The organism is Nitrospiraceae bacterium (genome assembly GCA_021373015.1).
GTDB lineage: Bacteria > Nitrospirota > Thermodesulfovibrionia > Thermodesulfovibrionales > UBA1546 > JAJFTJ01.
This window is the reverse complement of record JAJFTJ010000014.1, coordinates 108,779-123,221: the sequence shown is the minus strand read 5'-3', so window position 1 is coordinate 123,221 and position 14,443 is coordinate 108,779. Positions and strand designations below refer to the sequence as shown.

General features: G+C 38.2%; 12 protein-coding genes. 1 reads left to right on the top strand and 11 read right to left on the bottom strand.

Annotation, left to right across the window (positions count from 1 at the left end):
• Positions 1-47 precede the first annotated feature (47 nt).
• From aroC to LLF28_06120, 11 genes are all read right to left on the bottom strand, one after another.
• Positions 48-1,226, bottom strand: a complete 1,179-nt coding sequence (gene aroC / locus LLF28_06170; protein MCE5195025.1) for a chorismate synthase — start codon at positions 1,224-1,226, stop codon at positions 48-50.
• Positions 1,227-1,245: 19 nt separating this feature from the next.
• Positions 1,246-3,396: a type IV pilus secretin PilQ gene (gene pilQ, locus LLF28_06165; protein MCE5195024.1), complete on the bottom strand. Its 2,151-nt coding sequence runs from the start codon at positions 3,394-3,396 to the stop codon at positions 1,246-1,248.
• On the bottom strand, positions 3,396-3,896 hold the full coding sequence (locus LLF28_06160; protein MCE5195023.1) for a pilus assembly protein PilP: 501 nt from the start codon (positions 3,894-3,896) through the stop codon (positions 3,396-3,398). Before LLF28_06160 ends, pilQ begins: the two co-directional genes overlap by 1 nt.
• Positions 3,893-4,510, bottom strand: a complete 618-nt coding sequence (locus LLF28_06155) for a type 4a pilus biogenesis protein PilO (protein MCE5195022.1) — start codon at positions 4,508-4,510, stop codon at positions 3,893-3,895. Before LLF28_06155 ends, LLF28_06160 begins: the two co-directional genes overlap by 4 nt.
• Positions 4,510-5,055, bottom strand: coding sequence for a PilN domain-containing protein (locus LLF28_06150; protein ID MCE5195021.1), 546 nt, complete (start codon positions 5,053-5,055; stop codon positions 4,510-4,512). The genes LLF28_06155 and LLF28_06150 overlap by 1 nt, the downstream gene beginning before the upstream one ends.
• A complete protein-coding gene (locus LLF28_06145; protein MCE5195020.1) occupies positions 5,052-6,104 on the bottom strand; it encodes a pilus assembly protein PilM in 1,053 nt (350 codons plus the stop codon). Before LLF28_06145 ends, LLF28_06150 begins: the two co-directional genes overlap by 4 nt.
• Before the next feature lie 87 nt (positions 6,105-6,191).
• Positions 6,192-7,094, bottom strand: a complete 903-nt coding sequence (gene truB / locus LLF28_06140; GenBank protein MCE5195019.1) for a tRNA pseudouridine(55) synthase TruB — start codon at positions 7,092-7,094, stop codon at positions 6,192-6,194.
• Between the two features lie 31 nt (positions 7,095-7,125).
• Entirely contained in the window at positions 7,126-7,590 is a 465-nt protein-coding gene (gene ispF, locus LLF28_06135) for a 2-C-methyl-D-erythritol 2,4-cyclodiphosphate synthase (GenBank protein ID MCE5195018.1), read from the bottom strand.
• 5 nt (positions 7,591-7,595) lie between these two features.
• Entirely contained in the window at positions 7,596-8,303 is a 708-nt protein-coding gene (gene ispD / locus LLF28_06130) for a 2-C-methyl-D-erythritol 4-phosphate cytidylyltransferase (GenBank protein MCE5195017.1), read from the bottom strand.
• Between the two features lie 41 nt (positions 8,304-8,344).
• Positions 8,345-9,331, bottom strand: coding sequence for a TRAM domain-containing protein (locus LLF28_06125; GenBank protein MCE5195016.1), 987 nt, complete (start codon positions 9,329-9,331; stop codon positions 8,345-8,347).
• A 24-nt stretch (positions 9,332-9,355) separates the two neighbouring features.
• Positions 9,356-10,819 carry a DegQ family serine endoprotease gene (locus tag LLF28_06120; GenBank protein MCE5195015.1) on the bottom strand — a complete coding sequence of 488 codons (1,464 nt, stop codon included), beginning with the start codon at positions 10,817-10,819 and terminating at the stop codon, positions 9,356-9,358.
• Positions 10,820-10,992: 173 nt separating this feature from the next.
• On the opposite strand from LLF28_06120, the gene LLF28_06115 reads away from it, so the two are divergent.
• On the top strand, positions 10,993-14,397 hold the full coding sequence (locus tag LLF28_06115) for a DNA polymerase III subunit alpha (GenBank protein MCE5195014.1): 3,405 nt from the start codon (positions 10,993-10,995) through the stop codon (positions 14,395-14,397).
• Positions 14,398-14,443: the final 46 nt, after the last annotated feature.

The window sequence follows — 14,443 nt, the reverse complement described above, 5'->3', positions numbered from 1 at the left end:
CCTTATGATTGAATTTTTTAGTGGATGGACTTCAAGTAAAAAATAAACTAAAAATTTGAAAGCTGTTTAAGATAAGAATTATAATTTCTTTTCACTTCTGAGAGACTGTCGCCGCCGAATTTTTCTAAAAAAGCATCAGCGATAACCAGCGCTGTCATTGCCTCGCTAACAACTCCTGCAGCAGGCACAGCGCATACATCAGATCGCTCATAAGCTGCTTTAAAGGTTTTTTTAGTGATAATATCAACCGAGCTTAGAGGTTTTCTCAGGGTTGGAATAGGCTTCATAGCAGCTCTTATGATTAAAGACATGCCGTTTGTCATCCCGCCTTCTATGCCGCCGGCATTGTTTGTTTTTCTGTAAAATTTTTTCTTACTGTAAAAAATCTCGTCCATAACTTCAGAACCCATCTCTGAACTCATCATAAATCCTTTGCCTATCTCAACCCCCTTGACAGCCTGTACTGACATCAATGCCTGAGCAAGCCGTCCATCCAGCTTCTTATCCCATTGTGTGTGGTTTCCAATGCCCGGAGGCAGGTTTGTAACAAATACTTCAAAAATCCCGCCAAGAGTATTGCCTTCTTTTTCTGCTTTGTCTATCAACTTTATCATTTCTTTTGAGATTTTTTTGTCAGCACATCTTAATTCTGATTTTTCTGCTTTTTTAAATGTTTCTGACAATTCTCTTTCTGATGCTGCAATCTTTGTTTCTTTTATTTTAATTCCGCCTATCTGAGTTACATAGCTGCCAATATTTACGTCAAATTCAGACAGAAACTTTTTTGCAATTGCTCCAAGCGCTGTACGCATTGCTGTTTCTCTTGCGCTTGAACGCTCAAGAATATCTCTTATATCGTGTGTATCAAACTTAAGCGCTCCTGAAAGGTCGGCATGTCCAGGTCTTGGCCTTGTAAGTTTCTTTGTTTTTTGACTGACTGAAGTTATCTCAGAACTCATAGTATCCTGCCAGTTTGGCCAGTCTTTATTTTGTATGAGAATTGTGATTGGTGAGCCTATTGTTCTCCCAAAACGAACACCTGATAGAATTTTTACGCGGTCTGATTCTATTTTCATCCTGTTTCCGCGGCCATACCCAAGCTGTCTTCGCCTCAGGTCTGTGTCAATATCAATTGCTGAAATAGAAAGCCCTGCTGGAATACCTTCTATTATTCCAGCCAGGGCTTGACCGTGCGATTCACCTGCAGTGAGAAATCTTATATGCATCTATATACTAATTATTTCTCTACTGTTTACTTACAATATTAGGGGTTATGAAAATTAGGAGTTCTGTTATATTAGGGCCTGCCGCTGTCTTTGTTTTAAATAACCACCCAAGAATAGGAATTCTACCTAATAAAGGTATCCCTTCTTCGCTTTCTACTGTGCTTGTTGTGTAAATTCCGCCAAGAACTAATGTCTCGCCGTTTTTCACAAGAGCCTGTGTTGTAACTTCTTTTTTCTCTATAGCATACCCCTGTGGTGTGAGTATCCCAAGTGAGTCATTAGTTGCATTTATTTTTAACTGCACATATCCGTCAGGTGTAATCTTAGGTGTAACTGTAAGTTTAAGCGTCGCGTTTACATATTCTGTCTTTGTGCCTTCAGCGCTTACTGTCTGAACTGGAATAGCTGTGCCTTGCTGGATAGTTGCTGACTCATTATCAATTGTTAAAATTTTGGGGTTTGAGAGTTTCCTTGATTTACCCACATCCTCCAATGCTGATAGTGAAAGATTAACCTGTAGAGTATTAGCACTACCAAGTAATAGATTCAAAACACCACCAGGATTTGTAGCACCTGCACCTGCAGATACTACTGGTGTATTCACAGAAAAACCACCACTGACCTGTTGTCCAATACTTTTTATGCCTGTTCCTGCAAATGTGCCTCCCCATTTTATTCCTAGCTGCTCGCTATATGTACTACTCACTTCTACCATCTTTGCTTCTATCATTACTTGGGGTTTCGAAACATCCATTATCGCTACAAGCCCTTTGATTTTCTCTATGCTTGTAGGCGTATCTTTAACTATCAGTGTGTTCATTCTCCCGTCAACAGTGATGCTTCCTCTTGAACTAAGCAGTTTCCCTTGTGTAATTGCTGTGCTTATCTCGCTTGCCATAGCATAATTTATTCTTATGACTTTTTGAATTATATCTTCAGATTTTTCTTCAGCGTCTTTTGCCTTTGCTTTTTCATCAGCCATTTTCGCAAATGTTGTAACAGGAGCGATCCAGATAATATTGCCGTCCATTGACTTCCCAAGGCTGAAAGTCTGGAGTATTATATCAAGAGACTGATCCCATGGCACATTCATAAGCTTCATCGTGATCTTGCCTTTTACCCCAGGGTCTATAACAAAATTATATCCGCTGATATCTGCAAGCAGCCTGAATATAGGGCCTATATCAGCATCCTGAAAATCAAGAGATATCTTCTGTCCTTTGTATTTCCCTTCAGGAATTATCTCGTCTGTTTTTGTAACGGTTTTCTTCTCTACAGCAGGGGCTTCCGCTTTAGATACAACCTGTTCATCTGCAGCTTTATCCTCAACATGGAAGGAGATCATTACATAATCTTCAACTGCCGCAACATCAAATTGTGTGTCTTTTATCATATCTATAACAAGCCTTGTCTTGTCCTTGTATTTGCCCACCCTTATACTTTTAAGCGGTGCCGGCACTTTTGCAGGCACAGATGCTATCATTTCAACACCAGGTATATCCAAAACAGCCCTGTTATCAAGCCTGAAAACATTTGGACTAAGCGCTCCATTGCCCTTGATCTTAACTTTCAAAATATTTTCTACTTTTTCGATATTCAGATCTGTAATTGAAGTCGCAGAAGGAAACTCCTTTACTGCATCTCTGTTGTATGCGGGTTTTTGAGTTTCAGCAACCGTTTCTTCTTTTACAGGTACAGGTTCTTCTTTCTTTATTTCCTTGTCTTCGGGTTTTGTTATCTCAGCCGTCTTGGTATCAGGCTCTTTTACTTTTATTATCAAAATATTATCTTTATAAGATGATTCCACAGCTGATGGGGATGCAAGTAGAATTTCAATTTTTGTTAAAATTGGTTCTTCTGTCTGTGATGGAGAGACCTCAGTTATGCCTGCTTTGTCAGAAGACTTAATCTTCTCCGGTTTAATTCCTAATCGCACATTCGGCAGTTCTGCAATTACCTTGTACGGATCAGTTGCTTTGTAAATCGTATAAGTAAACTGCTTATCAGCATTAATAACAATCTGATTGTCAGCTATATTTATAGCAGTTATAACAGGCAGCTGTGAAGATTGAACAGCTTTGTTGCCTTCTCCTGTTGTTGCACATCCTGCAACAAATATTAAAACTGTTGATATCAGATAAATTGTCCATTTCTGATTCATTATTTTCATTACTCCTCCTCATCGCGGAGCTTCAAAGTTGTTTCCTTTGGTTTGAGAACTCCCTTATAGTCTTTTATCTGTTCCCTAATTATAACAGCGTTTTTAGTTATCTTTTGAACTTTTCCATTATGGAGTCCGATTGTCATTCCTTCTCTAAGTGTGTAAGCTTTCCCGTCAGGGAGAACTATTGATGCAAAATTTCCTTTTTGATTCCATACAATACCCAGGATTTTAATCGAGGCAACATCATAGCTTTCAAGCGGCGTCTGTCCTTTCTTTGGTTTTTCTTCTGATTTAATAGCAAGAGAAACAAAAGGATCTTTTCTGCCTTTTTTATCATAAATAAAAACTTCTTCCTGTTTCTGCTCTTCTTTGACCTCTACAGTTTTTGCTGCACTCTGATAAGGTTTTGATGCAGCAGCCTTAGAAACAGGGGGTTTTTGATCGCAGGACAGCATGAAGATAACGCTGCTTATAAAAAACAGAAGTATTAAGATTGATCTGTTCATTTTTTCTTTGCCTCTTTTGCGTCCTTCTTTATATCTCCCTCCTTTACTGCTGTGAAGGTTGAGGCTTTGAAGCTTATGTCAAGCATTGCTTCGTCTTTCTTTATTTTTGGATTGCCAAGTTTTATATCTGCTATATTAACCAGTCTGTTTAATTTAGTAAGATTGCTAAAAAAATAACCGAGATTATGGTAAGTTCCCGAAAGACTTAAAGAAAACGGCACTTCTTCCACTATGCCGCTTGAATGTGCTTTTTTTGTTTCTGGTTTCCATGATAAAATTTCTATTTCTGATTTATATGCAATATCTGATATCTGTTTTAAAAGACTTGATACTTCTTTTTCTTCAGGAAGCTGCTCCTGAAGCTTTGCAAATTCTTTTTGGAGTCTTTCATTTTCAAGTTTCAATACATCCAACTTGGCTGCAAGCGCCTGGTTCTTTGCAATCTCTGCCTGTTGCGCAAGTATTTCACCATTAAGTTTTTTTATTTCCTTTGATTTAGGGATAACTGCCAATAATAGAGCAAGGATTACAATAATAACAGCCGGCACTATTGCTACGACTGTTCTAGCGCTCTGGGATAAGTTTTTTAGGTCAAGTTTTAGATTAATAGCCATTATATTTTTACCTTACAGGTCAATGTAAATTGATATGATGCTGTCTTGCCTGCTGCGCCTTTATCCTTTTGAGATCCCTGTAAATATATGTCTGTAAAAAGCTGCGATTTTTTAAGATTATCTACATAGTTAATAATATCATCATTCGTAAAACCCGCTCCGCTTATGTTAATGTTTGCTCCTGAGATAGACAAAGCTGTAATCCAGACACCTTGAGGTATCGTATTGTTTATCTCTGAGAGTATCTTTGCAGGCAGACTTTGATTCTTCTTTAAATCTTTTATTACATTAGTTTTTTGCTCGAGTAGTTTTTTCTGGCTCTCGTAATTCTCAACTTCTTTTATCTTTTTCTTTAATTCAGCAATCTGAACTTCATTTGATTTTTTCTGATCGCTAAGTCTGGACACTTGAGAATTTAAATACCATACACTGTAACCAGCCACAATAATTGCTGCAACCAAAAGTAATGCACCATAAATAATAAATGAAGGCAGGGCTTGAGCTTTCTTTTTGCGCTTCACAGATAGAAGATTTACTCTTATCATCTGTCCCCAGGCCTCCTGAGGGCAAGCCCTACAGCAACAGCAGCTATAGGAGCTATCTCCTGTATATATGAGATATCAAATTTTTTAGGGATGGATATGTTCCTGAATGGCTCTACAACTCTTGATTCCACGCCAATTTTCTCTGACAGATGTTTCGAGAAATCCCTTACAAGCGCACCGCCTCCGCTTAATATAACCTCATTTATCTCCTCATGCACTGTAGTGCTTTTATAGTAGTCCAAAGATCTCGCTATCTCATTGATTATATCTTCCGTAGCAGATGCCATTGCTGCATAGGCATCATTAGGTGTGACTCCTTCAACAGTTTCGCCTTTTTTCAATCTTTCTGCGATTTCATATGAAACTGAAAAAGCCTTCTGAATGGCCTCAGAATGAAGATTGCTTCCTGTAGCACTGTCTCTTGTAAATACAGAAATTCCGCCTTTAAGAATATTCATGTTGATTGTGCTTGCGCCAATATTAACTAAAGCAACATTTTTATTAGGCTCGATTTCGTAATTTACTTCATACATATTTTCAAGAGAAAAGGCGTCAACATCAACAATTACAGGGTTAAGCCCCGCCTCTTTCACAACAGTAACATATTCGTTGATTATGTCTTTTTTTACTGCAACAAGAAGAACATCCATCTGTCCCTGTTCTTCTCTTGGACCTAATATCTGGAAATCAAGGTTAACATCTTCAATATCAAATGGTATGTATTGCTCTGCTTCAAATTTGATTGATTCTGCAAGGTCTTCTTCTGACATCTCAGGAAGTGATATGCGTTTTATAATTACTGATGCATGTCCTGAGATTCCTACAACTGCATCTTTTGATTTTATCCGGGATCTTTCGATTAATTCTTTTAGCGCTTCGGCTAATCTGAGGGAGTCAATTATCGCTCCATCAACTATTATCTCAGTGGGAACAGGTAGAATATCCAGAAGTTCAAGCTCATAGCCTCTGCGGACTTCTTTAAGCTGAACCGCCTTAAAATAGTTAGAGCCTATATCTAAGCCTATAGAACTCCTATCACCAAAAATCATATATTATTAAATACCAAAAAAAAGAAAACTTGTCAAGCCTTTTTTTAGATTTATCAAACGCTTCCCTGAAAAATTTAATATATTGGTTTAAGATTTTGTCTTGTCAGTGTTGTATGGAATGCGATTAAGCATTCTATCAATGCAAATCTTTTTACCTTTAATCCTTCCGATTGCAAAAATTCTTCCATCAGGGTCATTGATTTTAATGTATGAATTCTCGGTAATATCGGAAAGATTATTCATTACTGTTCTGCCATGTTTAGCTCTCTGAAAGTTCGGAGCGTTCAGGGTGATTGATGTCAGATTTTTCAATGCTGCATCTATAGAATAAAAACCCTTAGAATGATCTGAAAGCTGATTCAATTCAACTGTGTTCTCTATGTTGAAATCTCCTGATCTTGTTCTCGTAAGTTCAACTATATGAGCGCCTACTCCTAGGATATTCCCAATATCATCACACAATGTTCTTATATATGTTCCTTTAGAACATAAGACTTTTATTTTTAAAAATGGTGGTTCGTACTTAATAATATCTAAGCTGTATATCGTTACCTGTCTTGGAATTCTCTCAATCTCAATTCCCTTACGGGCAAGTTTATAAATCGGCTCGCCATTCATCTTTACTGCTGAATACATAGGGGGAACTTGTTCAATTGTTCCTGTAAATTTCCGTAAAACCTCTATAATCATTTTCTCGCCAATAGAAAAATTATCCACTTTTTTAATTATTTTGCCCTCAGCATCAAATGTATCTGTTCTTTCGCCAAGTTTCATCACTGCAGTGTATTCTTTATTTGCATCTGTAAGAAGTTTTGAAATTTTGGTCGCTTCATTGACGCATACCAGCAGCACTCCTGTTGCCAGTGGATCAAGAGTTCCTGCGTGGCCCGCTTTTTTTACAGAAAGAATTTTTTTGACCTTTGTAACCGTCTGCTGCGACGTTATTCCTTTTGGCTTATTTATATTTATAACCAGGTTATTGTCAGTCATTAGATTAAGAGTTATGATTAGATTTTGTGATTTACAGTTTCTCTAAAACACAGACGGCATAAGCTGCGGCGCCTTCTCCTTTGCCGACAAACCCCATCCCTTCATTTGTTTTTGCCTTGATATTAATCATTCCGCTTGGAATACCCGCGCTGTGAATATTAGCTTTCATATTTTCTATGTAAAGAAGGAGTTTCGGTTTTTCCATAATTATAGTTGTGTCAATCCATGAAATTTTAAAACCATCTTCCCTACAAAGTTCAACTGTATATTTTAATAGGCTGAGGCTTGAAGCGCCTTTCCATTTATTGTCTGTATCAGGAAAATGCCTGCCAATATCTCCAAGCCCAATGGCTCCCAGTATAGCATCAATTATTGCGTGGCAAAGCACATCTGCGTCCGAATGTCCAAGCAGACCTTTCTCAAAAGGGATCTCAACACCGCCTATTATAAGTTTTCGCCCCTCAACAAGCCTGTGAGAATCATATCCAAAACCCATTCTTATCAAATCGCTTCTCCCTTGCAGCCCTTTTTTAAAAAAAGCTTTGCTATCTTGATATCTTCAGGTGTTGTTATTTTTATGTTCTTGTATGAACCCATTATTATTTTTATTTTTCCGCCGTAATTTTCAACAATTGCCGCATCATCAGTAAAATATAATTTCTTTTTCATCGCCTTTTTATATGCATTCATTAATACAGAGAAGTTAAAAATCTGCGGTGTCTGCACCGCCCAGAGAATCTCCCTGTTCAAAGTTTTTTTAACAAAACATCCTTCTGCCTCTTTTATGGTGTCTTTCAAGGGAACTCCTAAAACAGCTCCGTCGCAATCAGAAAATTCTTTCATTAAATTTTTAATTATTGATTCATCTGCCAACGGTCTTGCTCCGTCGTGTATCAATACAATGTCTGTATTGCCTTCAATTAATGTGAGGCCGTTAAAAACAGAATCCTGTCTTTCTTTTCCGCCAAGGGCAGCTCTCTTTACTTTAGTTAGAGCAGATCCCTTAATTATTCTCAATCCGTCTTCCACATCTTCTTTTTTGAAAACCGGGATCACCTCCGATATCTCATGAATATTCTCAAAAACCATTAGTGTAGTTAGTATCAGAGGTTGACCATTAAATTCATTAAATGTCTTGTTTATGCCAGCCCCAAACCTTTGTCCTAGTCCGGCAGCTGGCACAATCGCTATTATTTTTTTTCCACTCATCAGAAAAATTTTAATTAAATTTTTTATAGGGATTTATATCCCTACTCCCTATCATACTCCTCTTTAAGTTTTGCAAAAATCATTCTGCCTGCTGTTGTCTGCAGTACGCTTGTCACAGTCACATCAACATTTTTGCCAATAAGTCTCTTTGCGTTTTCTATGACTATCATTGTTCCGTCGTCCAGATATGCTACTCCCTGATTGTGCTCTTTCCCCTCTTTAATGATAAAGACCTTTATTGTTTCTCCGGGCAGCACAACAGGCTTCAACGCGTTGGCGAGTTCATGTATGTTAAGCACAGAAACTCCCTGCAGCTCAGCAATCTTGTTGAGATTGAAATCATTAGTAATGACCTTTGCATCAAGCAGTCTTCCGAGTGCAACAAGTTTTGCATCAACCTCTTTTATCTTTGGAAAATCCTCATCAACAATTCTTACGTTAACATTTGACATCTTCTGGAGTTTATGGAGGACATCAAGTCCTCTCCTTCCCCTTGCCCTTTTAAGCACATCAGGCGAGTCTGCAATATACTGAAGCTCCTGAAGTATGAATTGCGGAAGGATAAATGTCCCTTCAATAAATCCTGCTTCACACACATCTGCAATTCTGCCGTCTATGATCACACTGGTATCAAGGAGCTTAAGATTTTCGTCAAATCCTTGTCCCTTGAACATCTTTATTATTCCGTAGACCGTAAGCCCCTTGCCGCGTTTCAGTCCTACAAGCAGTCCAGCATATCCAAATAATGCATTAAGTACAAATGTTAAAGCCGTAATATTCTGTGAAACAAGAATGCTCAAGGGAAATAACAAAAGATTTGCGAACAGTATTCCAATTGTTAACCCTAATATCCCGCCAATAATCATTCCCAGTGAAACTTTTCTTAGTATCTCTTCGATAAAAAACGCCAGCCCGCCTACAAGCGCACCCCATGCCGCGCCTGTCATTTCTGCATTGTATTTGCTGCCTAGTAAATAACCTCCGGATATAAAAACAAGGAAAATTGCAACTCTAATAATAAAAAACATATAAATACCCCCTTTAAAAAATTATTATGATGCTTTGATTACAGCATAAAATTTATGACCTCCTCTGTTAATAAAAAGTAGAACTGTGTCTCCAGATTTTATGTTTGATGCTGCCTTTTTATAATCAGAAGTGTTGTTTATTTTCTTATTGTCTATTTCCTGAATCACATCTCCTCTTTTCAGCTTTGCCTCATCCGCAGCGCTTCCTGCAGCAACTTTTTCTATAACAACTCCTTTTTCATCTCTTTTTATTCCTAACTGCTGCGCAATGTCTTTTGTGAGATCGGCTACTTCAAGCCCTGCTAATGCCTCGCGCTTTGCAACTGCATCTGAAGGCTCAGCTGCCGAATCACTCGGTTCTTTTGGGTATTCAGTGACTGAAACTGCAATATCATATTCTTTGCCTTTTCTCAAAATCTTGGCCTGCACTTTTGAGCCCGCCTTGCTCTGTGCAACTATGTTTTTTAACGCATCAGCATTATTAACTTTTTTACCATTATATTCAATAATTATATCCCCTCGCATAATCCCAGCCTTTTCAGCAGGGCTTTCTTTTAGAACCTCGCCAACTAAAGCGCCTGTCATATCTTTAAGCCCAAATTTCTGCGAAAGCTCCGGTGTAAGTTTCTGAATCGATACACCAAGCCATCCCCTTATAACTCTTCCATACTTAATAAGTTCATCGATTACAAAACGCACAAGGTTGCTTGGTACTGCAAACCCTATTCCTTGATAGCCGCCTGTTTTTGAAAATATTGCCGTATTGATGCCAATAATTTCACCCTTTATATTTACAAGAGGGCCTCCTGAATTGCCCGGGTTGATTGCTGCATCTGTCTGGATAAAATCTTCATAATCTGCAATTCCAACGCTCACCCTTCCGATAGCGCTTATGATTCCCATTGTAACAGTATGGCTGAGCCCGAATGGACTGCCTATCGCAAGCACAAATTCGCCGACCTCTAATTTCTCCGAATTTCCCCATCTTGCAGTTATAAGGTCTTTTGCATTGATTTTTACCAATGCAATATCAGTCTTTGGGTCTGAGCCAACGACTTTACCGGTAAAACTTCTCTTGTCAAAAAGAAGCACTTTTATCTCATCAGCTTTTTCGACAACATGATTATTAGTAACAATATAGCCGTCTTCTGACACTATTACTCCAGAGCCCAGACTTTGCTCTCTCCATTTTTTTGGCGCACCAGGCTCATTTAAAGAAGGATCAAAGAGATTATAGAAAGGATCTTCAAATTGATAATTTTTTTTTACAACCTTTGTTGTTGAAATATTAACAACAACAGGAGATACTGCATTTGCTATCTCTGAAAATGCCTTTGATGTTTCTATTATCTGGCTTGGCACGCGCGGCGCTACCATAACAGATGAGCGGCCTATGCCTGCGGTTATGCCTAACAGAGAAAATATAAGCCAGCCAAGAAAAAAACCTATGAATAATATAAAAAATCCAATAAGAATGCGCTTTTTCATCTTCTAATTATAATCTCGAATTTCTGCATTGTAAAGGCTCATAACTAAAGTTAAAACAAATTTCTTATCTAACCTTTATCTTTGATTAATTTTCTTAGCTTTTGTTTTTTTCTAAAAAAAAGGCTTAAAATAACTTTGTTGACTTGCCTTGATTCATAGGGTTAAAATTTTCTATGCATTCACATTCAGATTATGTTCCCCTGCATCTTCATACTGAATACAGCCTTTTAGACGGGGCGCTGAAGATAAATGAGTTGATCGAACTGGCATCGGCTTACAGGATGCCTGCGCTTGCTATTACTGACCACGGCAACCTTTTTGGAGCAGTTGAATTCTACAAAAAGGTGTCCAAGGCAGGGATAAAGCCAATAATCGGCTGCGAGGTCTATGTTGCTCCTAACAGCAGGTTGGAAAAAGAGAAATCAGCCGACCAAGAGTCTTCTTTTCATCTTATTCTTCTTGCAAAAGACAATAACGGCTATAAAAATCTTGTGACTCTTGTAACAAAGGCATACCTCGAAGGATTTTATTACAAACCAAGAATAGACAAGGAACTGCTTAAACAGCACAGCGCTGGATTGATCGGTCTTACATCATGCCTCAAAGGCGAGGTTCCGTATTACATCCAGAAAAATATGCCTGAGAGAGCTAAAGAAATCGCAATAGAATATAAGAATATTTTGGGTCCTGAAAATTTTTACATAGAGATCCAAAACAATGATCTTTCTGAGCAGGAGAATGTGAATATAAAGCTTGTTGCGCTTGCCAAAGAACTTAATATCGGAGTGGTTGCAACAAATGACTGCCATTATCTTAAAAAAGAGGATTCAAGGGCTCATGACATACTAATATGCATCCAGACAGGTAAAACAGTCACTGAGATTAACAGATTAAAATTCAGTTCAGAAGGTTTTTATTTCAAATCCCCCGATGAAATGAAAAAATACTTTAAGGATATTCCAGAGGCGGTCACAAATACACGCCTGATCGCGGAAAAATGCAATGTTGATTTTAAGCTTGGAACAACACTTCTGCCGGAATATACGATCGAAACAGGTAAAACTCCTGATGCCTTTCTTGAAGAACTTGCCAGAAAAGGCTTAAAGAAAAAAATAGGGATTGATATACCAGATATATATGAGGAACGACTTAATCTGGAACTGGATGTTATAAAAAGAATGGGTTATTCGTCTTATTTTCTTATAGTCTGGGATTTTATAAGTCATGCCAGAGAAAAAGGCATTCCTGTAGGCCCGGGCAGAGGCTCTGCCGCAGGAAGTCTTGTTTCTTATGCGCTGGACATAACAGCCTTAGACCCTCTTAAATATGGTCTTCTTTTCGAGAGATTTTTGAATCCGGAAAGAATAAACATGCCTGATATTGATGTCGACTTCTGCAAGGACAGACGGCCGGAGGTCATATCATATGTTTCAGAAAGATATGGTAAAGAACATGTTGCGCAGATCATAACCTTTGGCACCATGGCTGCAAAGGCAGCAATCAGGGACGTTGGCAGAGCGCTGGACATGCCTTATGCTGAAGTTGATAAGATTGCCAAACTTGTTCCCAATACAATAAATATCACGATAGATGATGCTCTAAAAGCAGAACCGCAGCTGAAAATTCTCTATGACAATAATCCTCCTATAAAAGATCTTATTGATGTAGCAAAGAGGCTTGAAGGTCTTTGCAGACACGCCTCAACCCACGCTGCAGGCGTGGTAATATCGCCTGCTCCGCTCACAAATTACACTCCACTGTATAAAAACCCTACTGACGAAAGCATCACAACGCAGTTTGACATGAATGCAGTTGAGAACATTGGTCTGCTTAAATTCGATTTCCTTGGTCTGAAAACACTAACCGTAATAGATAAAACACTCAAGTACATTAAAGAAAGCGGCAAAGATTTATCTTTAAGCACTATTCCGCTTGAAGATAAGGAAACTTATAAACTTCTTTCTTCCGGCCAGACAACAGGAATATTCCAGCTTGAAAGTTCAGGGATGAAAGATATTCTTGTAAAAATGGAGCCTAACAGGTTTGAAGATCTGATAGCTTTAGTCGCTCTCTACAGACCCGGCCCTATTGGAAGCGGAATGATAGACGACTTTATTAAAGGGAAAAAAGGTCAGATAAAAGTTAAGTATGAGCTCCCTCAGTTAAAAGAAATGCTTGATGAAACATACGGAGTAATACTCTATCAGGAACAGGTTATGCGCATTGCCAATAAACTTGCTAATTTCAGTCTCGGGCAGGCGGATATTCTCAGAAAAGCAATGGGTAAGAAAAAACCTGAAGAGATGGAAAAACTTAAAGAAGCATTTATCAAAGGCGCTGTGTCAAATAATATTTCAGAGAAAAAGGCAACAAGACTTTTTGACCTTATGGCGCTTTTTGCAGAATACGGATTTAACAAATCACACTCCGCTGCATATGCATATGTTGCATATCAGACCGCTTATCTAAAAACTCATTTCCCTGTTGAGTTCATGGCAGCAACCCTGAGCGCTGACATGGATAATATAGACAAGATAGTTCATATGATAAACGAATGCAGGAACATGTCCATCGAAATCCTGCCGCCTGATATTAATGAAAGCGGAAGAGAGTTCAAAGTCATCGGCCATTCCATAAGATTCGGACTTGAGGCAGTAAAAGGCGTAGGCTCCGCTGCCATAGAGTCAATTCTGGAATCAAAAGAAAAGTTTGGTTCATTTACATCAATAGAAGATTTCTGCAAAAAAATAGATGCGCGAAAAGTTAATAAAAAAGTTATGGAAAACCTTATCAAGGCTGGAGCTTTTGATTCTATTGGAACAACAAGAGCTAAGACAATGTCAGTTGTGCAGGATGTATTGAACAACGGGAATTCAAAAGGATTTGGACAACAGACAATCTTTGGCAGTTCAGAAGAAGAGGGAACATTTAAAGAATGGGATGAACTGGAACTATTGAGCAACGAAAAAGATGCTCTTGGATTTTATATCACAGGCCACCCTTTGACTAAATACAGAAAGAGTTTATCTTCATTGAATATAAAAAAAGTTTCAGAGCTGATTGATCTTTCTGACAGGCAGGAAGTGCAGATAGCCGGCGTTATAACAAGCATAAAAAAATTTCAGAAAAGAGGCACAAAAGATACAATGGCATATTTAACCATTGAGGATGAAATGGGGCATATAGAGGGCATCGTATTTTCCGATCTATATAAAAACAATATCGGACTTCTGAAAAAAGACCTCCCGCTGATCTTCAAGGGGAGTATTGATAAAACAGAAAAAGGGATAAAGCTTATCCTCAAGGAAGTCTCAGAAATAGAAAAACTCTATGCAAGAAATGGCTTAAAATGTGAGATTAGTATAAAATATCCTGTTGCTGAAAGATTGAATCTTGAACAGATTAAAGGACTTCTTTCACAAAATCGAGGAACATGTCCTTTGTATCTGAAATTGGACAGCAATAATTCTCAGATCTTAGTAGCAACAGAATTCCAGATCGATCCCAGCAAGGTATTTATAAGTAAACTTGAAGGGATTCTCGGGAAAGGAGCTGTCAAAATAGTAAATGGTTTTTAAACCAGAGCGCTGGCTGTTCTGGTTATTGAGCACCAAAATTTTTTTC

What these genes read in the sequence shown, in the direction of transcription:
- aroC (MCE5195025.1), bottom strand. Translation starts at nt 1,226, where the DNA reads ATGCATATAAGATTTCTCACTGCAGGTGAATCGCACGGTCAAGCCCTG.
- pilQ (MCE5195024.1), bottom strand. Translation starts at nt 3,396, where the DNA reads ATGAAAATAATGAATCAGAAATGGACAATTTATCTGATATCAACAGTT.
- LLF28_06160 (MCE5195023.1), bottom strand. Translation starts at nt 3,896, where the DNA reads ATGAACAGATCAATCTTAATACTTCTGTTTTTTATAAGCAGCGTTATC.
- LLF28_06155 (MCE5195022.1), bottom strand. Translation starts at nt 4,510, where the DNA reads ATGGCTATTAATCTAAAACTTGACCTAAAAAACTTATCCCAGAGCGCT.
- LLF28_06150 (MCE5195021.1), bottom strand. Translation starts at nt 5,055, where the DNA reads ATGATAAGAGTAAATCTTCTATCTGTGAAGCGCAAAAAGAAAGCTCAA.
- LLF28_06145 (MCE5195020.1), bottom strand. Translation starts at nt 6,104, where the DNA reads ATGATTTTTGGTGATAGGAGTTCTATAGGCTTAGATATAGGCTCTAAC.
- truB (MCE5195019.1), bottom strand. Translation starts at nt 7,094, where the DNA reads ATGACTGACAATAACCTGGTTATAAATATAAATAAGCCAAAAGGAATA.
- ispF (MCE5195018.1), bottom strand. Translation starts at nt 7,590, where the DNA reads ATGGGTTTTGGATATGATTCTCACAGGCTTGTTGAGGGGCGAAAACTT.
- ispD (MCE5195017.1), bottom strand. Translation starts at nt 8,303, where the DNA reads ATGAGTGGAAAAAAAATAATAGCGATTGTGCCAGCTGCCGGACTAGGA.
- LLF28_06125 (MCE5195016.1), bottom strand. Translation starts at nt 9,331, where the DNA reads ATGTTTTTTATTATTAGAGTTGCAATTTTCCTTGTTTTTATATCCGGA.
- LLF28_06120 (MCE5195015.1), bottom strand. Translation starts at nt 10,819, where the DNA reads ATGAAAAAGCGCATTCTTATTGGATTTTTTATATTATTCATAGGTTTT.
- LLF28_06115 (MCE5195014.1), top strand. Translation starts at nt 10,993, where the DNA reads ATGCATTCACATTCAGATTATGTTCCCCTGCATCTTCATACTGAATAC.